The sequence below is a fragment of the Phaeovulum sp. W22_SRMD_FR3 genome (assembly GCF_052113705.1).
In the GTDB taxonomy this organism is placed as follows: Bacteria; Pseudomonadota; Alphaproteobacteria; order Rhodobacterales; family Rhodobacteraceae; genus JBGQOG01.
The window spans coordinates 305701-328683 of record NZ_JBGQOG010000005.1 but is presented as its reverse complement, the minus strand read 5'-3'; the positions used below and the strand labels follow the sequence as shown (position 1 = coordinate 328683).

Annotated in this window: 23 protein-coding genes; 18 read left to right on the top strand and 5 right to left on the bottom strand. The window is 65.2% G+C overall.

Annotation, left to right across the window (positions count from 1 at the left end):
• The 4 genes from ACEN2S_RS09565 to ACEN2S_RS09550 all read left to right on the top strand — a co-directional run.
• On the top strand, window positions 1-424 hold a 424-nt coding region (locus ACEN2S_RS09565), incomplete at its 5' end, for an acyl-CoA thioesterase (RefSeq protein WP_441865490.1).
• A gap of 18 nt (window positions 425-442) precedes the next feature.
• Window positions 443-856 (top strand): RidA family protein, encoded by a 414-nt coding sequence (locus ACEN2S_RS09560; RefSeq protein ID WP_441865488.1) that lies wholly within the window; start codon window positions 443-445, stop codon window positions 854-856.
• Complete coding sequence (locus ACEN2S_RS09555) at window positions 849-1247, top strand: hotdog domain-containing protein (protein ID WP_441865486.1); 399 nt, start codon at window positions 849-851, stop codon at window positions 1245-1247. The genes ACEN2S_RS09560 and ACEN2S_RS09555 overlap by 8 nt, the downstream gene beginning before the upstream one ends.
• A 197-nt stretch (window positions 1248-1444) precedes the next feature.
• Window positions 1445-1909, top strand: coding sequence for a MarR family winged helix-turn-helix transcriptional regulator (locus ACEN2S_RS09550; RefSeq protein ID WP_441865484.1), 465 nt, complete (start codon window positions 1445-1447; stop codon window positions 1907-1909).
• 147 nt (window positions 1910-2056) lie between these two features.
• Here ACEN2S_RS09550 and ACEN2S_RS09545 read toward each other — a convergent pair whose 3' ends face one another.
• Window positions 2057-3079 carry an AraC family transcriptional regulator gene (locus ACEN2S_RS09545; RefSeq protein ID WP_441865481.1) on the bottom strand — a complete coding sequence of 341 codons (1023 nt, stop codon included), beginning with the start codon at window positions 3077-3079 and terminating at the stop codon, window positions 2057-2059.
• Between the two features lie 121 nt (window positions 3080-3200).
• Between ACEN2S_RS09545 and ACEN2S_RS09540 the strand changes: the two genes are divergently transcribed.
• The 14 genes from ACEN2S_RS09540 to ACEN2S_RS09475 all read left to right on the top strand — a co-directional run bounded on the left by ACEN2S_RS09540 (window position 3201) and on the right by ACEN2S_RS09475 (window position 19512).
• Window positions 3201-3998, top strand: coding sequence for an SDR family oxidoreductase (locus tag ACEN2S_RS09540; RefSeq protein WP_441865479.1), 798 nt, complete (start codon window positions 3201-3203; stop codon window positions 3996-3998).
• A 73-nt stretch (window positions 3999-4071) separates the two neighbouring features.
• Window positions 4072-5301 carry a styrene monooxygenase/indole monooxygenase family protein gene (locus tag ACEN2S_RS09535; RefSeq protein WP_441865477.1) on the top strand — a complete coding sequence of 410 codons (1230 nt, stop codon included), beginning with the start codon at window positions 4072-4074 and terminating at the stop codon, window positions 5299-5301.
• 3 nt (window positions 5302-5304) lie between these two features.
• Entirely contained in the window at window positions 5305-5796 is a 492-nt protein-coding gene (locus ACEN2S_RS09530) for a flavin reductase family protein (protein WP_441865474.1), read from the top strand.
• Window positions 5797-6101: 305 nt separating this feature from the next.
• A complete protein-coding gene (locus ACEN2S_RS09525; protein WP_441865471.1) occupies window positions 6102-6893 on the top strand; it encodes a cyclase family protein in 792 nt (263 codons plus the stop codon).
• 9 nt (window positions 6894-6902) lie between these two features.
• Window positions 6903-8465: a phytoene desaturase family protein gene (locus tag ACEN2S_RS09520; protein ID WP_441865468.1), complete on the top strand. Its 1563-nt coding sequence runs from the start codon at window positions 6903-6905 to the stop codon at window positions 8463-8465.
• Window positions 8462-8923, top strand: coding sequence for a MarR family winged helix-turn-helix transcriptional regulator (locus ACEN2S_RS09515; protein ID WP_441865465.1), 462 nt, complete (start codon window positions 8462-8464; stop codon window positions 8921-8923). Before ACEN2S_RS09520 ends, ACEN2S_RS09515 begins: the two co-directional genes overlap by 4 nt.
• A 68-nt stretch (window positions 8924-8991) precedes the next feature.
• Entirely contained in the window at window positions 8992-11136 is a 2145-nt protein-coding gene (locus ACEN2S_RS09510; RefSeq protein WP_441865463.1) for a thiamine pyrophosphate-dependent enzyme, read from the top strand.
• Window positions 11137-11146: 10 nt separating this feature from the next.
• Window positions 11147-12703 (top strand): indolepyruvate oxidoreductase subunit beta family protein, encoded by a 1557-nt coding sequence (locus ACEN2S_RS09505; RefSeq protein WP_441865460.1) that lies wholly within the window; start codon window positions 11147-11149, stop codon window positions 12701-12703.
• Complete coding sequence (locus ACEN2S_RS09500) at window positions 12700-14238, top strand: phytoene desaturase family protein (protein WP_441865458.1); 1539 nt, start codon at window positions 12700-12702, stop codon at window positions 14236-14238. The genes ACEN2S_RS09505 and ACEN2S_RS09500 overlap by 4 nt, the downstream gene beginning before the upstream one ends.
• Window positions 14239-14316: 78 nt before the next feature.
• Complete coding sequence (locus tag ACEN2S_RS09495) at window positions 14317-15843, top strand: ABC transporter substrate-binding protein (protein ID WP_441865455.1); 1527 nt, start codon at window positions 14317-14319, stop codon at window positions 15841-15843.
• 73 nt (window positions 15844-15916) lie between these two features.
• Complete coding sequence (locus ACEN2S_RS09490; protein ID WP_441865453.1) at window positions 15917-16921, top strand: ABC transporter permease; 1005 nt, start codon at window positions 15917-15919, stop codon at window positions 16919-16921.
• Window positions 16914-17783 (top strand): ABC transporter permease, encoded by an 870-nt coding sequence (locus tag ACEN2S_RS09485; protein WP_441865450.1) that lies wholly within the window; start codon window positions 16914-16916, stop codon window positions 17781-17783. Before ACEN2S_RS09490 ends, ACEN2S_RS09485 begins: the two co-directional genes overlap by 8 nt.
• Window positions 17780-18646, top strand: a complete 867-nt coding sequence (locus tag ACEN2S_RS09480) for an ABC transporter ATP-binding protein (RefSeq protein ID WP_441865449.1) — start codon at window positions 17780-17782, stop codon at window positions 18644-18646. Before ACEN2S_RS09485 ends, ACEN2S_RS09480 begins: the two co-directional genes overlap by 4 nt.
• Entirely contained in the window at window positions 18643-19512 is an 870-nt protein-coding gene (locus ACEN2S_RS09475; protein WP_441865447.1) for an ABC transporter ATP-binding protein, read from the top strand. Before ACEN2S_RS09480 ends, ACEN2S_RS09475 begins: the two co-directional genes overlap by 4 nt.
• Before the next feature lie 183 nt (window positions 19513-19695).
• On the opposite strand, the gene ACEN2S_RS09470 is transcribed toward ACEN2S_RS09475, so the two are convergent.
• The 4 genes from ACEN2S_RS09470 to ACEN2S_RS09455 all read right to left on the bottom strand — a co-directional run bounded on the left by ACEN2S_RS09470 (window position 19696) and on the right by ACEN2S_RS09455 (window position 22858).
• Window positions 19696-20613, bottom strand: coding sequence for a SphA family protein (locus ACEN2S_RS09470; protein WP_441865445.1), 918 nt, complete (start codon window positions 20611-20613; stop codon window positions 19696-19698).
• A 112-nt stretch (window positions 20614-20725) separates the two neighbouring features.
• The gene (locus ACEN2S_RS09465) at window positions 20726-21532 is read right to left on the bottom strand and encodes an SDR family NAD(P)-dependent oxidoreductase (RefSeq protein WP_441865443.1); all 807 of its coding nucleotides are present in this window, start codon (window positions 21530-21532) and stop codon (window positions 20726-20728) included.
• A complete protein-coding gene (locus ACEN2S_RS09460; protein ID WP_441865440.1) occupies window positions 21529-22371 on the bottom strand; it encodes a fumarylacetoacetate hydrolase family protein in 843 nt (280 codons plus the stop codon). Before ACEN2S_RS09460 ends, ACEN2S_RS09465 begins: the two co-directional genes overlap by 4 nt.
• Before the next feature lie 61 nt (window positions 22372-22432).
• Window positions 22433-22858 carry a cupin domain-containing protein gene (locus ACEN2S_RS09455; RefSeq protein WP_441865437.1) on the bottom strand — a complete coding sequence of 142 codons (426 nt, stop codon included), beginning with the start codon at window positions 22856-22858 and terminating at the stop codon, window positions 22433-22435.
• Window positions 22859-22983 lie beyond the last annotated feature (125 nt).

Genomic DNA, 22983 nt, shown 5'->3' with positions numbered 1-22983 from the left:
CACCCTGCGCCGACAGGTCGAATTCAACCACTGCGACCCCGCCGGGATCGTTTTCTACCCGCGCTATTTTGAGATGATCTCGGCCCTGACCGAGCGGTTCTTTGCGGATGGCGTCGGCCACAGCTGGGCCCGAATGGCCGCGCAAGACGGTGCAGGCACCCCGCTGGGCGCAATCAACATCCGCTTCCTCGCGCCGTCGCGGCTTGAGGATTGGCTGGATTTCACGCTGCAGATCAAGGCTTTGGGCAGCGCTTCGGCCACCTTTGCCCTGACGTGCTCCTGCGCAGGCGAGACGCGTTTCACCGGCGAGGCGACCGTGATCCATGCGCGGCTGTCTCAGGGGCATTCCTCGCCCTGGCCTGACGCGGTGCGCCGCGCGATGGCGCGCTATCTGCTGACCCCGCCCGACACCAAAGACAGTTGACCCAGGAAAGACGTTGATATGACCGCACTCACCCCGCACATGTTCCTGCAGCCCGATGGCTGGGTACCGGCAAAAGGCTATGCCAACGGGATGCTGGCAGAGGGCCGCATGGTTGTCACCGGCGGCCTTGTCGGCTGGAACGCCCAGCAGGTCTGGGAACATCAGGATATGCTGGGCCAGTTTCGCCAGACGCTGATCAATATCGTCGCCGTGCTGGAGGCGGCCGGTGCGGCCCCCGAACATCTGGTGCGGCTGACCTGGTACATCACCGACAAACAGGAATATCTGGCCAATCTGCGCGACTTTGGCGCCGCCTACCGCGAGATCATCGGGCGGCATTTCCCGGCAATGGCCGTGGTGCAGGTGGTGGCGCTGATGGAAGATGACGCGAAGATCGAGATCGAAGCCACTGCGGTGATCCCGCATGGCTGACACCCCCGCACCGCAGGCGCTGCCCACCGCACCGCAGGGCGATCTGGTGCTGCGGACCGCGGCGCCTTTTGATCAGGTGACCCCGAAGGGGGCCGTCACCGGTGCCTGGATCCTTGGCGCGCTTGACACCGCAGCCGGGATCGCGGGCCGCCGCGTCTCGGGCGGGGATGCCCTGATCCTCAGCCTGCAGGAGGCCAGATTTCACGCCCCGCTCACGCCCGGCACAGCCGTCGACATGACCGCCGAAATCCTGCGCAAGGGCAACACCTCCTTCACCCTGCAGTTCACGCTCTGGGCAGAGCCTGACACCGCGCCGAAACGCATCCTGACTGCGCAGGTAGTCATGGTCGCCGTCGATGCCGAGGGCAAACCGCGCAAACTCGCGGCCTGACCCGGCCCAGAGGATTTATTTCAGACTGCTGGCTTTTGCCCGTTTGCCCGCGGGATTCCGGCAGCGGATTGCGGCGCATCTGCCACGTCGGATGCGTCTTTTCTCCATCGTCTGCGATGGTGCAGGCTTCGGCAGTTTTCTTTCCAGACCATTGATGTATAAAATACCTCAGGTTGAAACATGTGAAGGATGCTCCGGTGCCCGAAGAGAGCCAACATCAGGTCAGAGACAGCGCCCTTGCCCGCCAGCGGCTGCGCCTGTGGCTGCAAATGCTGAAAGCGGTCCGGCATGTGGAAAGCGACCTGCGCGAAAAGCTGCGCTCAGGATATGACACCACTTTGTCCCGCTTTGACGTGCTGGCCGCGCTGCATGCGGCCCCAGAGGGGATGAAGATGAGCGAATTGTCACTGCAACTCGTGGTGTCAAACGGCAATGTCACCGGGGTGGTGGACCGTCTGGTGACGCAAGGGCTGCTGGAGCGCCAAACCGTCGAAAGCGACCGCCGCGCGTTTTTGGTGAAAATCACCGACAAGGGGCGCGCGCTGATGGATGAAATGACCGGCGCGCATCTGGGCTGGATTGATGAAATGTTTGAAAACGTGAGCGAAACCGATGCCGCGCGCGGGATCTCGATCATGCTCGACATCCGCCACAAGGGTTAGGTGCGCCGGGCGGTCAACGCGCCGCCTTGTCTCAGACATGCATCCCAGCGGCACTGCGCGCGCGAAAGCCTGCAGCACGCGAAACGGCACCGATCAATCGACCGTGGGCCATTCCGGCGAAGCCCGCCGCAAGGGGCGCCTGAACCCCTATTGAAACCGCGCAGCGCGCAGCGTCTCAACCGGGGTGCAGCCGAATTTCTTGCGGTAATTCTCGGCAAAGCGGCCCAGATGAAAAAACCCCAGCCGGGTGGCCACCTCGGTCACCGAGGTGTCGGGCGCCGGATGGCTCAGCTCCTGCCAGGCGCGCTCCATCCGCAGATCGCGCAAAACGGTCAGCGGCGGCCGCCCCCGATGCGCCCGAAAAGCCATTTGCAAGGCACGCTCACTGCTGCCCGAAGCGCGGGCCAGCTCATCCAGCGTGATCTCTGCACCCAGGTTCTCCCGCATATAGGCTTCGGCCAACCGCACCATGCGCGGCACGGGCCCGCCGCTGCGGTCAGACGAAGGCGGCATCAGATTGTGCCGCTGGGTTTCCAGCAGACCCAGCAGCAGGGTTTGCTCCAGCTGCCCCGCCATCAGACTGTCGCTGCCCAGCAAACCACCGCCCCGCTCCGCCTCAGCCATCGCAAATTGCACCAGGTCGAGAAAGGCCCGGCCCGCGCCCTGACGCATGTCATTCGCCCCGGTGAATCGCAGCCTTTGCCCCTCGGGCAGCCCGAAATGCGTCCGCGCCGCCGCCATCAGCGCCTGCCGGTCCACCTGCAACAGCAGCTGCGTGCAGCCCTCGCTCCAGATCATGCAGGTCTCATCTTCGGGGTTGAGGACGCCCGATTGCCCGCCGCCGATCTCGTGCTGGTTGCGGCCGTTGGTGACCGACGCGTGACCGCTCAGGGGAAACTGAAACAGATAAAACCGCTCGAGCGCGCCGGGCGCAATCAGCGTTTTTGCCCCATATGTCATGACATTGATCGAAAGATTGCGCCCCGCAAGACGGTTGTGGCAGGCATGAAAGACCCCCGCCCCGATCTGCTCAAGACGGTGGTCGCAATAGACGCGCGCCACGCGGGCCCGCGCCTCATCCAGATCAAGACAGTCAAACAGCGGACGGCTTGCCAACGGCAACACCCCGGGGGTGGTTTGGCCCGTCCAGATCGCAGATTCCGGAACCATGGCTGATCCTCCTGAGCGGCTATTTTATCCATGAAACATTTAATTGCGCAATGCGGATACCGGTTTCGGTGAGCGGATAGTCCGACGGCCCCCGGCTCCGGCAAGCTTTGATGACAAAATCATGAAAAGCAGGGAGACGGAAATGCGCGGATTGGCGGGCAAGGTTGCCATTGTTCCGGGGGGTGCCACCAAGATCGGCGCCGCCGTCGTCGCGGCCTTTACCGCAGCGGGGGTGCGGGTTGTTGTCGCTGACATCGACCGCGCAGGGGGTCTGGCCCTCGCAGGCCCGGAGGTGGCATTTGTTGAGGCGGATCTGCGCCGTGATGCCGATATCGCCCGCGTGGTGGCCACCGCCACGGAACGGTTTGGCCGCATCGACTTTCTGGTGAATGTGGCGGCGACATATCTGGACAAGGGCGCCGAGAGCAGCCGCGCGGAATGGCTGGAGGCGCTGGATGTGAACCTCGTGGGGTCGGTCATGCTGATGCAGGCCGCGCGCGGTGAACTGGCCAGGACCCGGGGCGCGATCGTCAATTTCGGCTCGATCTCGGCGCGTGTGGCGCAGACCGGGCGCTGGCTCTATCCGGTGAGCAAGGCGGCAATCCTGCAGCTGACCCGCAATCAGGCAATGGATCTGGCCCCTGAGGGCATCCGGGTGAACGCGGTCTCGCCGGGCTGGACCTGGTCGAACATCATGGACAGCCTGACCGGCGGCGACCGCGCCAGAACCGACCGCGTCGGGGCGGATTACCACCTGATGCCCCGCGTCGCCGACCCGGAAGAGGTGGCCTCAGCCATTCTCTTCCTCTGCTCCGACGATGCCAGCTTTATCACCGGCACCGATCTGCGGGTCGACGGCGGCTACAGCGCCATGGGCCCTGAGGGCGCGGCCCCTGCCATTCCCCGGCTGATGGACTGACGCGCGCCGTCAGCCCTTTCTCAAAAGCAACAGGCCGCAGCAGAGCAGGCCGATCATCCAACAGGAGACAGACATGAAACGCATCACCATCGTCGGCGGCGGCCAGTCGGGCCTGCAACTGGCCATTGGCCTGCTGAAAAAGGGTTATCAGGTGAAGGTCGTGCAGGATCGCACGGCCGATCAGATCGCCGCAGGCAAGGTTCAATCCTCGCAGTGCCAGTTCAACGCGGCGCTGGACCACGAACGGGCGCTCGGCATCGATTTCTGGGCCGAGACCTGCCCACCGGTTGAAGGGATCGCCTTTTCGGTGCCCGCGCCGGAGGGTTCGGGCAAAGCGCTCGACTGGTCGGCACGGCTGGATCACTACGGCCAATCGGTGGATCAGCGCGTGAAGATGCCGGCCTGGCTGGCGGAATTCTGCCGTCTGGGCGGGGTGTTGCAGATTGCCACCGCCGATATTGCCCTGCTGGAGACCGAAGCCAAGGCCACCGATCTGGTCTTGGTCGCCTCGGGCAAGGGCGAGATCGGCAAGCTGTTTGAACGCGACGCCGCCCGCTCGCCGTTTGACGCGCCGCAACGGGCACTGGCGCTGACCTATGTGCACGGAATGACCCCGCGCCCGCAGCATTCGGCGGTGAATTTCAACCTGATCCCGGGCGTGGGCGAGTATTTCGTCTTCCCGGCGCTGACCAAATCTGGCCCCTGCGAGATCATGGTGTTTGAGGGCATCCCCGGCGGGCCGATGGATTGCTGGAAATCGGCCACCACGGCGCAGGCGCATCTGGACACCTCGCTGCAGATCCTGAAAACCTTTGTGCCGTGGGAATATGACCGCTGCCGCAATGTCGAGCTGACCGATGAGAATGGCGTGCTGGCGGGGCGCTTTGCGCCGACGGTGCGCAAGCCGGTCGCCACCTTGCCCTCGGGGGCGAAAGTCCTCGGCCTCGGCGATGCGGTCTGTCTGAACGACCCGATCACCGGACAGGGTGCCAACAATGCCGCCAAGGCCGCCGCGATCTATCTCGACGCCATTCTGGCCCAGGGCGAGCATCCGTTTGACGAGCTCTGGATGAAAGCGACCTTTGAGCGGTTCTGGGACTATGCGCAATGGGTGGTGCGCTGGACCAACATGATGCTCTTGCCACCGCCGCCCTTCGTCCTGAACATCATGGGGACCGCGCAGGCGGCCCCGGCGCTGGCCCGGCGGATTGCCAATGCCTTTGATGATCCGCGCGATTTCTTCCCGTGGTTCGCCGAGGAAAACGCGGCAACCGAATATCTCACCCGGCTGCAGGCGGCCTGAGCCATGGGCATCGACATTCCCACTTTCCGCAACGCGATGGGGCTGTTTCCCGGCGCGGTGACGCTGATCACCACCGGCAGCGGCGATCTGCGCCGCGGGATCACCGCAACCGCGGTCTGTTCGGTATCCGACAGCCCGCCCAGCCTGCTGGTCTGCGTCAACCGCAAGACCGGCACCTGCGCCGAAATCCTGCGCAGCGGCCGCTTCAGCGTGCAGCTGCTGGACCAGACCCAGACCGAGGTCGCGCTGCAATTCGCCGGGGCCACCGGCAAAAGCGGGGCGGAGAAATTCGCGCTTGGAGGATGGGACAGCTGCCCCTTCGGCCTGCCCCGCTTGCGCGGCGCCCTCGCCAGCCTGTCTTGCGCGGTGCTGGCCACGACCGAGACCGGCAGCCATTGCATCTTTGTGGGCGGCATCGACGACGCCGCGCTCGCCCCGGGCGATGCCCTTGTCTACGCCCGATCAAAGTTCCACCGCCTGAAAGCGGTGGCCTGAACCGGAAGGGGAAAGCCATAGCCCTCTTTCGCCCGGCCCCCACGCATTCGGCTGCCGTGGGGGCCGGAAGCCTTCTGTCGATTCCTTTAAGTTCGCAATATCTCGCCCCGGGGCGACAGCCAAAACCCCGCTCAGGCACGCCAGTATGCCTAATATTTAGGCGAATACTGCAACATCACCACCGCAAACCCCTATCCTCCGGAAATCTGACTTCAAAAACTACTTTATACTTGAAGCTTAAATAAATCTGCATTTGCATATATCCAAGCGCCCGCAAAGACGGCACAACATCCAGGGAGATCAAGATGACCGAAACCGAAACCCTTTCCATGCTTGCCACTGCCCTCGCCTCGGGCGGGGTGAAGGTGGTGGATTGCACCGCCGTTCTTGGCCCGAACACACCACTGCTGAAGCTGCCGCCGGAATTTGCCGATGACACGCCGCCGATCGAGATCCACGCCATTTCACGCTATGGCGACCGTGGTCCGTTTTGGGCCTGGAACTGGCTGAAACTCGGCGAGCATTCCGGCACCCATTTCGATGCGCCCCATCACTGGATCACCGGCAAGGATTATCCTGATGGCGCCACCGACACCATTGATCCGCAAAACTTCGTCGCCGCCTGCAATGTCATCGACTGCGCGGCCGCGGCATCGGCCGACAGCGACTTCCTGCTGACCAAAGCCGGTGTCATCGCCTGGGAGGCCGAACATGGCCCGATCAAAGAGGGCGAATGGGTGCTGATGCGCACCGATTGGGACCAGTATAACACCGACGCGGGCAAGTTCCTGAACGCCGATGAAACCGGGCCGCATACGCCGGGGCCCTCGGTCGATTGCATCGAATATCTGATGGAGAAAAAGGCGCTGGGTTGGGGCACGCAATGCATCGGCACCGATGCCGGGATGGCGGGCGGCATGCAGCCCCCCTATCCGGCGCATAACCTGCTGCACAAACACAACCGCTACGGCCTCGCCTCGCTGACCAATCTGGACAAGCTGCCCGCCAAAGGCGCGATCCTGATCACCGCGCCGCTGAAGATCGAAAACGGCACCGGCTCTCCGATCCGGGCGCTGGCGCTCGTGCCCGCGGCATAGGAGCATCGCATGGCCGCGCTCGATTTTGCCATCATCGGTTCCGGGATCAATGCGCTGACCGCGGGGGCCTTGCTTGCCAAAGCGGGCAAGCGGGTGGTGCTGTGTGAGCGCGAGGCGGTCGCGGGCGGTTGCATGCAAAGCGCCGAACTGGCGCCGGGGGTGATCCATGACCCTTTGGCGACCACCTTCGTGCTCTGGGTCACCGGCGGCGCCCATGCGGCGCTGGCCGGGGATCTGGTCCGGCACGGGCTTGCGTTTTGCGCCACCGACACCCCCACCGGCGTGCTGCTGCCCGATGGCCGCGCGCTGGTCTACAGCCGCGACCGTGCCGCGAATGTCGCGGCCTTCAACGCCGCCGCGCCCGGCGACGGCGACCGGCTTGCCGCCGATCTTGCGGCGTTTGGCGGCAATGCGGGCCTGCTCTTCGGGCTGATGGGCGGCGACCCCTGGTCGGCATCCACCGCGAAACTGCTGGGCAAAGAGGCCTGGCGGCGTGGCCCGCACGGCCTGTTGGCGACGATGGGTGGCGCACTGACCTCGATGCGCGGCTGGCTGGAAACCTCTTTTGACAGCGACCTGTCGCGGGCCCTCTGGGCACCCTGGTGTCTGCATGCCGGATTGGGGCCGGAGGCGGCATTTTCCGGCCAGATGGGACAGGTGATCGGCTTTGCGCTGGAGGCGGCGGGCGCGCCCGTCGTCAAGGGCGGGGCCGCGCAGATGGTGCGGGCCTTGTCGGCGATCATCATCGAGAACGGCGGCAGCATCCGCACCTCGGCCGATGTCGCGGAAATTGTGGTCAGCGGCGGCAAGGCACGCGGCCTCCGGCTGACTTCGGGCGAAGAGATCCGGGCCGGGGGCGTTCTGGCATCCGTCACCCCGCATCAGCTGTATGATGGTTTGCTCAAGGCCCCCGAGCGCGCAGAACAATTGCGCAAATACCGCTACGGCAAAGGCAATTTTCAGCTGCATTACGCGTTGAAAGGGCCGGTCAACTGGGCCACGCCGGGGTTGGAAAACGTGCAGCTTTTGCATCTGACACCCGGGCTCGATGGCGTCTCCAAGGCGGGCAATGAATGCGAGCGCGGGCTTTTGCCGGAAGTCCCGACAATCTGCGTCGGCCAGCCCTGCGCCGCCGATCCCAGCCGCGCGCCTGCGGGACAAAGCGTCTTGTGGCTGCAACTGCCCGAGGCCCCGCGCGTGGTGAAAGGCGATGCGGCGGGGCGGATCGAGACTCCCGCCGACGGCCGCTGGACCGAAGCGTTGCGCGAAGCCTTTGCCGACCGGGCCGAGGCCATTCTGGCGCAGCACATCCCCGGCCTGCGCGATAGGATCGTGACCCGGCGCGCAATATCCCCTGCGGATCTGCACGCGATGAATACCAATCTTGTCGGCGGCGATCCCTATGGCGGCGCCTGCGGGCTGGACCAGTTTTTCGCCTGGCGCCCGTTTGCCGACAGCAAACGCCATGACACCGGGATCAAGAACCTCTGGCATATCGGCGCCTCGACGCATCCGGGGCCGGGCCTCTCGGGCGGCTCCGGCCTGCTCACGGCGCAGGAGATCCTGAAGTGACCGATCCCCGCACCCCTTCCGATGTCCGCGCGCTGGAGGCTTTTACCCCCTATCTGATGAACCGCATCATGGCGCGCTATAACCGGGGTGTCGAAGATGCGCTGAAAGCCGTGGGGGTCACCGTGCCGCAAATGCGCGCACTGACGGTGCTGGCCGAGGGCGGGCCCTTCAACATCAACGACTTATCTGTGCTGACAGTGATCAAACCCTCGACCCTGTCGCGCACATTGGATGGCATGGAAAACACCGGGCTGATCCGGCGGGAAACCGGCGACACCGACAGCCGCGTGCGGATGATCCATCTGACCGAGGCCGGGAAAATCGCCCATCAGACCGCCTGGCCCGAGATGGAACGGATGCGCGAAACCATGCTCGCCAGCCTCACCTCCGAGGAACGTGTCCTCTTAAACACGCTGCTGTCCCGCGTGTTGCGCGGCATCCGGCACCACGATTTCTGACGGGGCGGCGCCGTGGCGACCTGCCCGGCCCCTGCCCCTCACCTATGCACAAGAACGGGAGACCACCCATGGCCGAAAGATCCTTCGCCAAGGAAGTCCAGAAACTGAAAATGGGAGCGGGCGAGACCTTCTCGGGTGAGGGCATCCTCGCCATCACCAAGGCTTTGCTGGAGAATGGCGTCGGCTATGTCGGCGGCTACCAGGGCTCGCCGATCTCGCATCTGATGGATGTGCTGGCCGACAGTCAGGAGATCCTGTCCGACCTCGGCGTGCATTTTGAGGCCTCGGCTTCAGAGGCCACGGCCACCGCCATGCTGGCCGCCTCGGTGCACTATCCGATCCGCGGCGCGGTGACGTTCAAATCCACCGTCGGCACCAATGTAGCCTCGGATGCGCTGGCCAATCTGGCGTCCGGCGGCGTGACCGGGGGCGCGCTGATCATCATCGGCGAGGATTACGGCGAAGGCTCCTCGATCATGCAGGAACGCAGCCATGCTTTCGCGATGAAATCGCAGGTCTGGCTGCTGGATCCGCGCCCGAACCTGCCCTCGATCGTGAAGGCGGTGGGGGATGCGTTTGAGCTGTCCGAGGCCTCGAACACCCCGGTGATGCTGCAGATGCGCATCCGCTCTTGCCATGTGCACGGGCATTTCGAGGCGCGTGACAACCAACGCCCGGCGATGACCGTCTCGCAGGCGCTGGAGAACCCCGCGCGCAATCTGGACCGGATCGTGCTGCCGCCCGCCACCTATCTGCATGAGGCGGAAAAGATCACCAAACGCTGGCCCGCTGCCGAGAAATTCATTCTGGAGCGCGGGATCAATGAGCGTTTTGGCGACCCCAGAGGCAAGGTGGGGATCATCCTGCAGGGTGGGATGTACAACACCGTCATCCGCGCGCTGAACCGTCTGGGCCTGGCGGATATCTATGGCGAAACCTCGGTCGACATGCTCTGCCTGAACGCCGTCTATCCGCTTTTGGAAAGCCAGATCCTCGACTTTTGCGAGGGCAAGGATGCGGTCCTCTTGCTGGAAGAGGGTCAGCCCAATTACATGGAACAGGCCATCGGCCTGATGCTTTACAAGGCCGGGAAACACATCCGTCTGGAAGGCAAAGGGCTGTTGCCGGAATTTGGTGAATATACCGGTCAGGTGATGGTCGACAGCCTCGGCGCCTTTTTTGAGGCGCATGCCCCCGAGGTGCTGCCGGTGGCCAAGATCGCCACCAATGAAACCCCGGTGGCGATCCCCGATCTGTCGAAAATGCTGCCCGCCCGGCCGCCCGGTTTTTGCACCGGCTGCCCGGAGCGCCCGATCTTTGCCGCCACCAAACTGGTGCAGCAGGAACTCGGCGAACATCACATCGCCTCGGATATCGGCTGCCATCTGTTTTCGATCATGCCGCCCTTCGACCTCGGGGCGACCACGATGGGCTATGGCCTTGGGCCGGCCTCGGCTTCGGCCTTTCAGAACACCGACCGGAGCGGCAAACGCTCGATCTCTTTCGTCGGCGATGGCGGATTCTGGCACAATGGCCTGACCTCATCCGTTGGCAATGCGGTGTTCAACAAGAATGACGGCGTGATCGTCATCGTCGACAATTTCTACTCCTCGGCCACCGGCGGACAGGACATCCTGTCCAGCCGCGCGCAGAACAAAACCAAATCCACCAATAATTCCATCACCCAGGCGGTGAAGGGGATGGGGGTGAAATGGGTGCGCCAGATCGACCGCACCTATGATGTCACCAAAATGCGCGACACGCTGAAAGAGGCGCTGGCTTCGCAGGAAGAGGGGCCCAAGGTCATCATCGCCTCGTCGGAATGCATGCTGAACAAAGAGCGTCGGGTCAAACCGCTGCTGGCAAAGGCCGCCAAAGAGGGCAAACGTGTCGAGCGGCCCCGCTTTGGCGTCGATGAGGACATCTGCACCGGCGATCACGCCTGCATGCGGCTCTCTGGCTGCCCGTCGCTGTCGGTGAAGGATACCGGCGATCCGCTGCGCGATGACCCGGTGGCGGCGATCGACCAGACCTGCGTCGGTTGCGGCAATTGCGGAGAGGTGGCCGATGCTGCCGTGCTCTGCCCCAGCTTTTACGAGGTCCGCGTGGTCACCAACCCGTCGCGTGCCGAGAGCCGCCGCGCCCGTGTTGCGGGCCGGATCACCGGCTGGCTGCAGGCCCGCCGCGATGCCGCGCGCATCGTTTTCCAGTGAGGACCCCGCGATGAACCTGCAAGTTACCCCCCGCATCGCCCGCCGCTCGCCCGGCCCCGATGGCGAAAGCATCATCACCCTCGCGGCGCTGGCCGTGGGCGGTCAGGGCGGCGGCGTGCTGACCAACTGGATCGTCGCGGTTGCCGAGGCCAATGGCTATCACGCACAATCCACCTCGGTTGCCGGGGTGGCGCAACGGACCGGCGCCACCATCTACTACGTGGAAATGTGCCGCGATACCGGGCGGATGCCGGTTTTTGCCCTGTCCCCCTCCGAGGGTGATGTCGACATTCTGATCGCGTCGGAACTGATGGAGGCCGGGCGCGCGGTGATGCGCGGTTTCGTCACGCCCGGACGGACGACGCTGATTGCCTCCACCCACCGGATCGCGGCGGTGTCGGAAAAGATCGCGCCCGGCGACGGGCGCGCCGATGGCCCCGAAGTGATCGCGGCGCTGGGGATTGCCGCCGATCAGGTGGTGGCCTTTGACATGGAGACGCTGGCGAAACAGGCGGGGTCGGTGATCTCGGCCTCGCTCTTCGGCGCGCTGGCGGGCTCGGGTGCCCTGCCCTTCCCGCGCGAGAGTTTTGAAGCCGTGATCCGCAGGTCCGGCCGCGGGGTAGAGGCGTCGTTGCGCGCCTTTGCCGGGGCCTATGACTGCGCCAAAGGCACCGCCGTGCCTCCGGTTGAGGCCGTGGCGGCACCCGTGCCGCAGGCCCTGCATGTGCCTGCGAAACTGCAGGGCCCCTGGGCCGCGCTGCAATCCCGTCTGGCCATCCTGCCCCCCGAAGTGCGCGAGATGGCGCGGCTGGGGCTGCAAAAAGTGGTGGATTATCAGGATGCGGCCTATGGGGCCGACTATCTCGACGCGCTCGAGCAGACCCTGGCTCTGGATGCCGCCCCCTATGCGATGTCGGTCAATGCCGCGAAATATCTTGCCCGGGCGCTCTGCTATGACGATTTGCTGCGGGTGGCCGATCTGAAGACCCGCGCGTCGCGTTTTGCGCGCGTGCGGCAGGAAGTGTCGGTCAAGAGCGAACAGCTGATGATGCTGACCGAGTATTTCCACCCCCGGTTCGAGGAATTCACCACCACCCTGCCCCGGCGGCTGGGGCGGCGGGCGCAGGCCAGCACCGGCCTGGCGCGCTTTTATGGCAAGCATTTTGACAAGGGCCGCCGCATCCGCACCGACAGCCTGCCGGGGTTTCTGGCGCTGTGGCTGGTCTCGGCGCTGCGCCCCTGGCGACGCAGTCTCTTGCGGCATGAGACCGAGATGGCGCATGTGCAAAACTGGCTGCGGGCCTGTTTGCAGGCGGCGGAAACTGACCGGGCCCTGGCGGCCGAGCTCTTTGCCAACTACCGGCTGATCAAGGGCTATTCCGACACGCATGCCCGCGGGCTGTCCAAGTTTTCCCGCGTGATGGAGGGCGCGCGACTGCTCGCGGGTCGCCCCGATGCCGCCGAGTGGATGCGCCGCCTGCGCACCGCGGCCCTTGCCGATGAAAAGGGCACGGCGCTCGACGGGGCATTGGCCACGGTCGCCAGCTTTGCGGGCAATCGGGCATGAGCGATATCCTTATCCTTGGTGCCGGGATCAACGGGCTCGTGGCGGCGGCGGATCTGGCCGCGCGCGGCCGCCGCGTGCTGGTGCTGGAGCGCGGCCCGACACCGGGGGGCGCGGTGCGCACCGAAGAGCTGACCCTGCCCGGGTTTCGCCACGACGTCGCGGCGATGAACCTGTCGATGTTCGCCGGTTCCGCCTTCATGGCGCGGCACGGCGCCGAGATGGCCCGGCATGGCTGCGAATTCGTGCCGGTGGCCCGCCCCTTTGCACAGGCGCTCGCCCCCGGCGACTGGCTGGGCGTCTCGACCGATGTCGAGGAGACGCTGGCCTCCTTTGCCTCGGAGACAGACCGGGCCACCTGGCGCGCGCTGATGGCGGAATTTCCGCAAAAGGCGGGCTTTATCGGCGGTTTGCTGGGCACGCCGATGAAACGCGGCGCATTGGCAAAATTCCTCTGGAAGGCCTGGCGGCAGCAGGGCACGGCGGGGCTGCTGGACCTTGGCCGCTTTCTGCTGACCTCGCCCCGGCACTGGCTGGAGGAGACCTTTGAGGACCCCCGCCTGCACGCAGCATTGTCCAGCTGGGGCCTGCATCTGGATTTCGCCCCCGACATCGCCGGTGGCGCGATCTTTCCCTATCTCGAGGCGATGGGCGGTCAGGCGATGGGCATGGTGATTGGCAAGGGCGGTGCCGATACGGTCACCCGCGCGCTGGTGGCGATGATCGAGGCGCATGGCGGCGAGATCCGCTGCAACACCGAGGTGACCGCCATTCACCACCGGGCGGGCCGCGTCACGGGGGTGGACACCACGACCGGCCCGGTGGCGGCGCAGACCGTGCTGGCGACATTGGCCCCCAAACATCTGATCCGCCTGACCGGCGGCAGCGGAGAGGCGCGCTTTGATCAGGGCATGACGCGGTTCCGCCACGCGCCCGGCACGCTGATGATCCATCTGGCGCTGTCCGGCCCGGTGCCTTGGCAGGCCGAGGCCCTGCGCCGCTTTGCCTATGTGCATGTCGGCCGCTCGGCCGATAACGCCGCGCAGTGCTATGCGCAGGCAATGGCCGGACTGCTGCCCGCATCCCCGGTGCTGGTGGTGGGGCAGCCGACCGTCTTTGACCCCAGCCGCGCGCCAGAGGGCCAGCATACGCTCTGGGTGCAGGCACGGGTGATGCCCCCCGAGATCCGGGGCGATGCCCGCGGCGAGATCACGGCCCGCGACTGGGCCGGGGCCAAAGCGGCGATGGCCGAGCGGGTGCTCGACCTGATCGAGGAACAGGCGCCGGGTTTCCGCGCGGGCATTCTGGCGCAAACCGTGCAGTCCCCCGCCGATCTGGAGGCTGCCAACCCCAATCTCGTCGGCGGCGATCAGATCTGCGGCTCGCACCATCTGACGCAGAACTTCCTGTTCCGCCCGCTGCGCGGCTTTGCTGATGGCCGAACCCCGATCCGCGGCCTGCGGCTGATCGGGGCGGCGACCTGGCCCGGCGCCGGTACCGGCGCGGGCTCCGGCTACTTCACCGCACAAGAGCTGTAACCCCGGCCTCGGCCGGGGAAACGTCCGCGCAAATGCTTCAACTATAAAAAATCTATATATAAACCAACGGAGAGACCCATGACCCTGAACCGTCGCGATTTCCTGACCCGCTCCGCCGCCCTCGGCGGGCTGGCCGTGCTGCCCTTTGGCGCACAGGCGCAGGCTGCGGGCGATCTGACCATCGCCTATAACGTCGCGGCGCAAAGCTGGGACCCGACGACCGGCCCCGCCGCGGTCAATCCGGCGCTGCAATCGCTCTATCTGGCGGTGTTTGACCGCTATGTCGATCAGGCACCGGATCTGAGCTTTGGCCCGGGCCTGCTGACCGACTGGGGCTACAGCGAGGACAAGACCCGGATCCATCTGACGGTGCGGGACGGGGTTACCTGGCACAATGGCGATGCCTTCACCCCCGAAGATGTCGTCTGGTCGCTGGAGCGCGCCGCCGATCCCGCAACCGGCAATCCGATGCAGTTCATGTGGGCCAAGATCGGCAATTTCAGCGTTGACGGGCAGGTTATCACGGCCGATGTCAGGGAATTCGAACCGGCCCTGTTCAAATGGATGGCCTTCCTGACCGCCTATGTCCTGCCGAAAGCCTATTACGAAAAAGTCGGGGCCGAGGGTTTCGAGGCCGCCCCGATCGGCACCGGCCCGTACCGCATCGAAGCCTTTGAGCGGGGCGCCTATGTGCGCCTGCGCGCTAACCCGACCTATTGGGGCGGTGTCCCCGCCTTTGAAACGGTGACGGTGAAATTTGTGACCGATGCCGCCAGCCGCGTCGCCGAAATCGAGAGCGGCAATGCGCAGGTCACCTCCAACATGCCCTATGAAGAATATGACCGGCTGATCGCTTTGCCCGGCCTGTCCGGCATTGCGCAGCCGATCACCGATATCGGCATGATCTTCCTGAACGATATCGATGTCATGCTGGACAAGAATGTCCGCCTGGCGGCGCATTATGCCATCGACAAACAGCTCATCATCGACCGGCTTTTGCGCGGCTACGGCCGCCCCCTGTCAACGCTGGAGGTGCCGGGTTACGCCGCCTATGACGAGACCATCGTGGTGGATTACAACCCCGACAAGGCCCGCGACCTGCTGGCGGCCTCCGGCTATTCGCCGGAAAAGCCGGTGACCTTCACCATCCAGACCACCCGTGGTTTCAAGCCCAAGGATTATGAGATGGTGCAGGCCATCGTTGGCATGTGGCGCAAGGTCGGGATCGAGGCCGAGATCGAAGTCTATGAGATCGCCAAACATTACGAGCTGCGCGCCGCAGACACGCTGGCCCCGGCGGCCTTTTACAACTGGGGCAATTCCATCGGCGACCCCTCAACCTCAACCGGTTTTGCCATGTTCGGCCCCTCGCCGCATTCGGTCTGGGATTCCGCCGATCTGGTCGGGATGATCGCCCCGCTCTTTTCGGAACCCGATGAGGAGAAACGCATCGCCGGGTACAAGGCCGTGTCGCGCCATATCGCCGAAGAGGGCTATGTGATCCCGCTTTTGCAATATGTGATGCCGATCGTCTTTGACAGCACGCTGAACGTCACCGGCTATGCCTCGGGCGATCTGCTGCCGCAGGGCATTGCCCGCGCCTGAGACGGGCGCCCTCCGACCCGATCAGAGCGGACGCCGCGCCGCTCTGATCCTTTGCTCAAGCAAGGCCGAAAAAATGCTACGATCCCTGTTTCTCAGGGCAGTGACCAGTCTGGCCACGCTGTTTGGCGTGGCGGTGGTGGTCTTTGTCCTTGTCCGGGTGGCGCCCGGCAACCCGATTGCGATGATGCTGCCCCCGGGCGCGACCGAGGCCGATATCCTGCGGCTCAAGGCGCTCTATGGCTTTGACAAAAGCCTGAGTGCGCAGTTCGTCATCTGGCTGGGCAATGTGCTGACCGGCGATTGGGGCACCTCGATCACACTGCGCCAGCCCGCCGATGCGCTGGTGCTGAGCCGCCTGCCCGCGACCCTGGAACTGGCGCTGATGGCGCTGACGCTGGCGGTGGCATTGGGCGGCACGCTCGCGGTGATCGGGGCCAAACGCCGGGGCACCGCGACCGAGCTGGGCCTCGACATCGGTGCCGGGGCGGCGCTGTCGGTGCCCGATTTCCTCTGGGGGCTGCTGCTGATCCTGGCCTTTGGGGTGTTCTGGCCGGTGCTCTCCATCTCTGGCCGGATTGATCCGCGTCTGGATGTGGATTTCACCAGCAATTTCTTTGTGCTGGAGGGGGTGCTGCGCGGCCGCTTTGACATTGTCGGCAATGTGCTGGCGCATATGTTGATGCCCGCGCTGGCGCTGGCGCTGCCGCTCGCGGCGATGATCGCGCAGCTGTTGAAGCAAAGCCTCAAGGAACAACTCTCGCTGGATTACGCAACGCTGGCGCGGGTGCGCGGCCTGTCGGAAACCGGGGTGATCCTGCGCGAAGCCCTGCGCAATGCGGCCCTGCCGACGCTGACGCTGGTGGGGGTGCAGTTCACCTTTCTGATCGGCGGCACCGTCATCGTGGAGCGGCTGTTCTCATATGAGGGCCTGGGCAATATGGCGATTGATGCGGTGATCAACCGCGATCTGCCGCTGATACAGGCCATCGTGCTGCTGTTTGCGGCGCTGTTCATCACCATCAATCTGCTGGTCGATCTGTCCTATGCCCTGCTGAACCCGAGGATGCGTCATGGTTGAAACCACCCTTTCCGCGCCCCGCGCGGCGCCGCGCCGACGCCCGCTGAACCTGCGGCTGTGGCTGCCGCTGGCCTGGCTGTCGCTCCTGCTGCTGGCCGCGATTTTTGCGCCGCTGGTGGCGCCGCATGATCCGCTCGCGCAGGATCTGATGCTGGAGCGGCTGCCCCCCGCCTGGGCGCCCGGGGCCGAGCCGGGTTATCTTCTGGGCACCGACAGTCTGGGCCGTGATGTGCTGTCGCGGCTGATCTACGGCGCCCGGATCGCGCTGATCGTCAGCGCCACGGCGGCACTGGCCGCTGCCGTGACCGGCTCGATCCTCGGGCTTCTGGCCGGCTTTTACGGTGGCTGGTGGGACCGGCTGATCTCGCGTCTGGTGGACATCTGGATGGCGTTTCCGCCGGTTCTGTTCGCCATTTTGCTGGTGGCGGTGATCGGCACCGGGCTCACTTCGGTCATCCTCGCGATCGCGCTGATCGACTGGACGCGCTTTGCGCGGGTGGTGCGCGCCGAAACCATGGTGCAAAGCCAGATGGATTATGTCGACAGCGCCCGCATCGGCGGCGCCAGCCGCTTTGCGATCCTGCGGCAGGAAATCCTGCCCAATGTGCTGCCCACCATCCTTGCGCTTCTCTCGCTCGAAATGGGCATCGCGGTGATCGTCGAGGCCATCCTGAGCTTCGTCAATCTCTCGCTCTCCTCCGACGCGCCCACCTGGGGCGGCATGATCGCCGAGGGCCGCGCCTCGCTGCATTTCGCCTGGTGGGTGCTGATGGCGCCGCTGATCACCCTGTTCCTCACTGTGCTCAGCTTTTCGCAGCTGGGCGAGGGGCTTAAACTCCGCTTTGACCCGGTGCTGCGATGACACAGATGCTTGAAATCACCAATCTGGCCATCGCCTTGCCGGACGGGCACCGCCTCCTCGACCAAGTCTCGCTGAACGTGGCCCCCGGCGAGGTGCGCGCGCTGGTCGGCGAAAGCGGCGCCGGGAAATCAATGATCGGCAAGGCGGTGCTGGGCATTTTGCCGCCCGGTCTGAAAATGCCCGAGGGCGAGATTATGCTGGGCGGTGCCCCGCTCGGCGGTCTGACGCCCCGGCAACGCCGGCAGCGGGTTGCCGAAGTGGCCGCGCTCATTCCGCAGGATCCGCTGACCGCGCTGAACCCGGTGCGCAAGATCGGCGTGCAGATCACCGATCCTTTGGTGCGCATTCACGGCTGGTCGCGCGCGCGGGCCGAGGCCAAGGCGCTGGACCTGCTCGACCGGGTGCAGATCCGCAACCCCGGCCGGGTCATGCGCAGCTATCCGCATGAGCTTTCGGGCGGGATGCGGCAGCGGGTGCTGATCGCCGCGGCCTTTGCGCCCGCCCCCCGTCTGATCGTGGCCGATGAGCCGACAACCGCACTGGATGTGACCGTGCAACGCGAGATTTTGCGGATCATCCGCGGCCTGCAGGAAGAGACGGGAACCGCCGTCCTCTTTGTCACCCATGACATGGGGGTGGTGGCCAAGATCAGCCAAAGCGTGACCGTGCTCTACAACGGTCGGATCGTGGAATCCGGTCCGACGGCAAAGCTGATGACCGCGCCCGATCACGCCTATACCGCCGCCCTGATCCGCGCCACGCCCAATTACGCCCATCCCACAGCCGCCTTTGCGCCGGTGCCCGAGGCGGTGATTGCCGCCCTGCGCGCCGAGCAGGCCGCCGCCGCGAGGTTCACCGCATGAGTGTCGTTCCGATCCCCAGTCTGCCCCCTGCCCTGCCCGCCGGACCGCGGCCCCTGCCTGCCCCGCAACCGTTGTTTCGGGTGGAGGGGTTGCGGCTCTCGTTCGCAGACCGCGCGGCCAAGCCGCTCTTTGGCAAAGCGCCGCGGATTGAGGTGCTGAAGGGGCTGGATTTCGAGATCCCCGAAGGGTCTGTCACCGGGATTGTCGGCGAAAGCGGTTCGGGCAAATCCACGCTCGGCCGGGTGATGGTGCGGCTCCTGCGCCCCGATGCCGGGCGCGTGCTCTGGGACGGGCAGGATATTGCGCAGCACCCCGAGGCGGATCTGGCGCCGCTGCGCCGGGATTTGCAGATGATCTTTCAGGACCCGATGTCCTCGCTCAATCCCCGGCACCGGGTCTGGCAGATCGTCGCGGCACCGATGCGGCGGTTTGGCATCGGGGGCAGCCGCGCGGATGCCGAAGCCGTGCTGGAGCGGGTGGGTCTGGGCCCGGCCTTTGCCGAGCGGTTCCCGCATGAGCTGTCCGGCGGCCAGCGGCAACGGGTGGGCATCGCCCGCGCCATCGCCGTGCGGCCCCGGTTCATTCTGGCCGATGAAATCGTCTCCGGGCTGGATGTGTCCAGTCAGGCCCGCGTTCTGGCGCTCTTGCAGGATCTGGCGCGCGAGATGGGGCTGACGGTGGCCTTTATCAGCCATGATCTCAGCGTGATCCGGCATTTGTGCAGCCATGTGATCGTGCTCAATCACGGTGAGATTGTTGAACAGGGCCGGGTGGAGGAGGTCTTTGCGCGGCCCGCCTCGGCTGTCACCCAAAAGCTGATCGCGGCGGTTCCGCTGCCCGAAATTGATGCCGATTGGTTGGCCTGAACCGACGCAGAAGGAGACAGATGACCCCCGCTTGCCGCCACCGCAGCGGGCGGGGGCGGGGGTGGGGGCGGGTCTGCGTATCGGCACCCCCGTCGCAACCGTCATATGACGGGCTCCGGTCCCGCAACAGACCACAGGAAACCCCGAAACAGCCGGGGCGGCAGTACCGCCCCGGTTTTTGCTTTACTGGCCCAGCGGCAAGGTGAAATTCACCCACAGCCGTTGCCCGCCCAGCGTGTTTTTGGCCACCACATCATCGGTGAGCATCAGATTGGCGCTGACCTTGCCGATCTGTCTGGTAACCCCCAGCCCCAGCGCCAGCTGTTCCGCGCGGCCAAAGCGGGTGCCGCCATAGGCCGTGCCGCCGTTGTCATCCCCGCTGACCTGCTTGCGCCAATAGGCCACCGGCCCCAGGCTCCAGTCGCCAACGCCTTTCATTGCGGTCAGGTTCAGGTTGATCTCATTGCCCGAGCGGTAGCCGTTGTCCCGGTTGCGCCCGTTGACGAAGTAGATCGCATGCGCCGACAGGTTCCAGCCATCGCGCAGATAGCTGAAGCCGACGCTGGGGGCGAGTGACCAGAAATGGCCCGCCGTGCTGACGGGCGCGGTGCCGCTCCAATAGCCGGTGGGGGCATGAATGCTGAACCCGGCATTCACAAAGATCCCCGGCTCGATCTGCCAGGACAGATCCACCGGGCGGATTTCCACATTGCCCAGCCCGGTTTTGCCCGCGCTGCCGCTGCCCATCGGCGCGGACAAGGTCTGGTGGATGTCCAGGATCGGCAGCAGCACCATGGCCTTGTAATCGGCCCCCCAGAACTGCGTGCCGGGCACCCACAGGAATTGCAGCGCCGTGTCGCGGATGCGGACATCGGCGCCCATCGCATCGCCCTGCCCGTCGCGCAAGGTGGTGTCGGAATAGCCGCTGCGCAGGCTGAAATAGAGCCCCGGCGGTGGTGATGCGGCGATGGGGACGCCCATGGTGGCGCCGGGCGGGATGGTGGGCGGCACGCCCGGTTCACGGGCGGTGGCGGGCATGGCAAGGCAGAGCGCCGTCAGCCCAGCTGCGGCGCGTGTCATCAGTCCTTTGAAAGGAGTCATTTTGGCTTTCCCTGTTGGTGGCTCGGCTGCGCACCCCGGAAAGGCGTCCGGTGTCTGCGGCTGTACCGGCATGGGTTCCGCGCGCCGCAGGGCACGGAACCGCCGCTTGCGCCTAGAGAAGCCCGGTTTCGCGGGCCACCCGGCGATAGGCCGCACCGGCGGTAAAGCCCCCGTCGATGACGAAATCCTCACCGGTGATAAAGCCCGAACCCTCCGCAGCCAAAAACAGCACCAGCTGCGCGACCTCTTCGGCCTCACCGCTGCGCGCCATCGGCGTCATCCCGATCATCGGTGCCAGATGCGGCGACCCACGGTTCAGATCGGTGACGATCAGCCCCGGACAGACCGCATTCACCCGTACCCCCGCTTCGGCATATTCCATCGCCGCTGAGCGCGTCAGCCCCCGCAGACCCCATTTGGAGGCGGTATAGGCCGGGTCGTAATGCCCCGAAAACGCGCTGTTGGACGAGATGTTGACGATGCTGCCGCCCCCGGTTTCGGCCATCACCGGTGCCGCTGTCTTGATGCCCAGAAAAGCACCTGTCAGATTGACCTCGATCACCTTTGACCATTCGGCGGGCGACATGTCACGGATCAGCTTGCGGTTGATGATCCCGGCGTTGTTGACCAATACATCCAGCCGCCCCGTCGCGGCCGTCACCGCCGCAACCACGGTTGCCCAATTCGCGGCATCGGTGACATCCAGCGCCAGAAATTCGGCCTGCAACCCCTCGCCGCGCAACCGCGCCGCAAGCGCCTCGCCCTCTGCGACCAGAACATCGCAGAGCCAGACCGCCGCCCCGGCCCGCGCCAGCATCTCGGCTTCAACCGCGCCCTGGCCCCGGCCCGCGCCGGTCACGATGGCACTGCGCCCGGTCAGGTCGGTCAGCGCCGCGCGGGCTTTGTCAAACCCGTTCATGCCTGCACCATGCGCTGGCGCTGCTCGCCCAGTCCCGGGATGCCCAGCGTGACCACCTGGCCCTCGCGCAGGAAAGTCGGCGGCGTCATGCCCAGCCCGACGCCCGGCGGCGTGCCGGTGGCGATGATGTCGCCCGGCTCCAGCGTCATGAATTGCGAAATGTAGTGCACCAGATGCGCCACCGGGAAGATCATCGTCCGGGTGTTGCCGGTCTGGCGCCGCGTGCCGTCGACATCCAGCCACAGATCGAGCGCCTGCGGATCGGGGATTTCGTCACGCGTGGCGATCCAGGGACCGATCGGGCCAAAGGTATCGTGGCTTTTGCCCTTGATCCATTGCCCGCCGCGCTCTGACTGAAAGCGCCGCTCCGAGACATCATTCACCAGCACATAGCCCGCGACATGCGCCATCGCCTCGGCTTCGCTGACATATTTCGCGCGGCTGCCGATGACAATGCCCAGCTCGACTTCCCAGTCCGTGCGGTCAGAGCCACGGGGAATTTCCACATCATCATTCGGGCCACAGACGGCGCTGATCGCCTTGGAGAACAGCACCGGTTCGGCGGGCGGCTCCTTGCCGGTTTCGCGCGCGTGGTCGGCATAGTTCAGCCCGACACAAAGGAATTTTCCAATCCCAGACAGCGGCGCCCCGATGCGCGGCAGCCCCGGCACCAGCGGCAGGCTGGACGGATCCAGCGCCCGCAACCGGTCCAGCGCCCGCGGCGTCAGCGCGGCCGGGGTGATGTCATCCAGAATGCCGGACAGGTCGCGCAAACGGCCCTCGGCATCCAGCAGGCCGGGACGCTCCGCGCCCCTTTCTCCGAACCTCAGAAGTTTCAATTCCGGTTTCCTTATGTGATCTGGGGGCAAGGGTCCGCACGCGCGACGCGCCGCCGCACGCTTAGGGGCGGCGATAGCCTGCAAGCTGCGCATCCGGCACGTCGGGCAGATTGGTGACCAGATTGTCCGGCGTGCGGCAGGTCAGCCAGACCAGCTCCTCAGTCGTGCTCATGTTCACCTCAACATGCGGCATGAACGGCGGCACAAAGACAAAGTCACCTTCGTATAGGTCGACAAACTCGGCGTAATCCGCCCCGAAATAGATCCGGCCGTGGCCTTTCAGCACATAGCCGCCGGTTTCGCATTCCTCATGGTGGTGCGGCGGCGAGCGGTGGCCCGGCTCATTGCTGACCCGGCCGAACCAGATCTTGGTGGCAGGAGTGTGCTGCGGGCTGACGCCTGATTTGCGGACGCAATCGCCCGATTGATTGGTGCTGCCATCCAACTCGCTGCCGCGCGTGACCACCGGCACAATCTTGTCGGTCATGATTTCCCTCTCTCCCCGTTGACTGAACTTTGCGCCCAGAGCGCCACAGCATGAGTCGCCCGGCGTCACGGTCACATTTTCACTTTTTATTTTAGGTTTCAAGTATATTTATCGAATGAAGTATC

Coding starts and splice junctions, on each gene's coding strand:
- ACEN2S_RS09560 (WP_441865488.1), top strand. CDS start 443: ATGACCGCACTCACCCCGCACATGTTCCTGCAGCCCGATGGCTGGGTA.
- ACEN2S_RS09555 (WP_441865486.1), top strand. CDS start 849: ATGGCTGACACCCCCGCACCGCAGGCGCTGCCCACCGCACCGCAGGGC.
- ACEN2S_RS09525 (WP_441865471.1), top strand. CDS start 6,102: ATGACCGAAACCGAAACCCTTTCCATGCTTGCCACTGCCCTCGCCTCG.
- ACEN2S_RS09490 (WP_441865453.1), top strand. CDS start 15,917: ATGCTACGATCCCTGTTTCTCAGGGCAGTGACCAGTCTGGCCACGCTG.
- ACEN2S_RS09465 (WP_441865443.1), bottom strand. CDS start 21,532: ATGAACGGGTTTGACAAAGCCCGCGCGGCGCTGACCGACCTGACCGGG.
- ACEN2S_RS09505 (WP_441865460.1), top strand. CDS start 11,147: ATGAACCTGCAAGTTACCCCCCGCATCGCCCGCCGCTCGCCCGGCCCC.
- ACEN2S_RS09470 (WP_441865445.1), bottom strand. CDS start 20,613: ATGACTCCTTTCAAAGGACTGATGACACGCGCCGCAGCTGGGCTGACG.
- ACEN2S_RS09545 (WP_441865481.1), bottom strand. CDS start 3,079: ATGGTTCCGGAATCTGCGATCTGGACGGGCCAAACCACCCCCGGGGTG.
- ACEN2S_RS09500 (WP_441865458.1), top strand. CDS start 12,700: ATGAGCGATATCCTTATCCTTGGTGCCGGGATCAACGGGCTCGTGGCG.
- ACEN2S_RS09495 (WP_441865455.1), top strand. CDS start 14,317: ATGACCCTGAACCGTCGCGATTTCCTGACCCGCTCCGCCGCCCTCGGC.
- ACEN2S_RS09480 (WP_441865449.1), top strand. CDS start 17,780: ATGACACAGATGCTTGAAATCACCAATCTGGCCATCGCCTTGCCGGAC.
- ACEN2S_RS09510 (WP_441865463.1), top strand. CDS start 8,992: ATGGCCGAAAGATCCTTCGCCAAGGAAGTCCAGAAACTGAAAATGGGA.
- ACEN2S_RS09530 (WP_441865474.1), top strand. CDS start 5,305: ATGGGCATCGACATTCCCACTTTCCGCAACGCGATGGGGCTGTTTCCC.
- ACEN2S_RS09475 (WP_441865447.1), top strand. CDS start 18,643: ATGAGTGTCGTTCCGATCCCCAGTCTGCCCCCTGCCCTGCCCGCCGGA.
- ACEN2S_RS09455 (WP_441865437.1), bottom strand. CDS start 22,858: ATGACCGACAAGATTGTGCCGGTGGTCACGCGCGGCAGCGAGTTGGAT.
- ACEN2S_RS09540 (WP_441865479.1), top strand. CDS start 3,201: ATGAAAAGCAGGGAGACGGAAATGCGCGGATTGGCGGGCAAGGTTGCC.
- ACEN2S_RS09520 (WP_441865468.1), top strand. CDS start 6,903: ATGGCCGCGCTCGATTTTGCCATCATCGGTTCCGGGATCAATGCGCTG.
- ACEN2S_RS09535 (WP_441865477.1), top strand. CDS start 4,072: ATGAAACGCATCACCATCGTCGGCGGCGGCCAGTCGGGCCTGCAACTG.
- ACEN2S_RS09485 (WP_441865450.1), top strand. CDS start 16,914: ATGGTTGAAACCACCCTTTCCGCGCCCCGCGCGGCGCCGCGCCGACGC.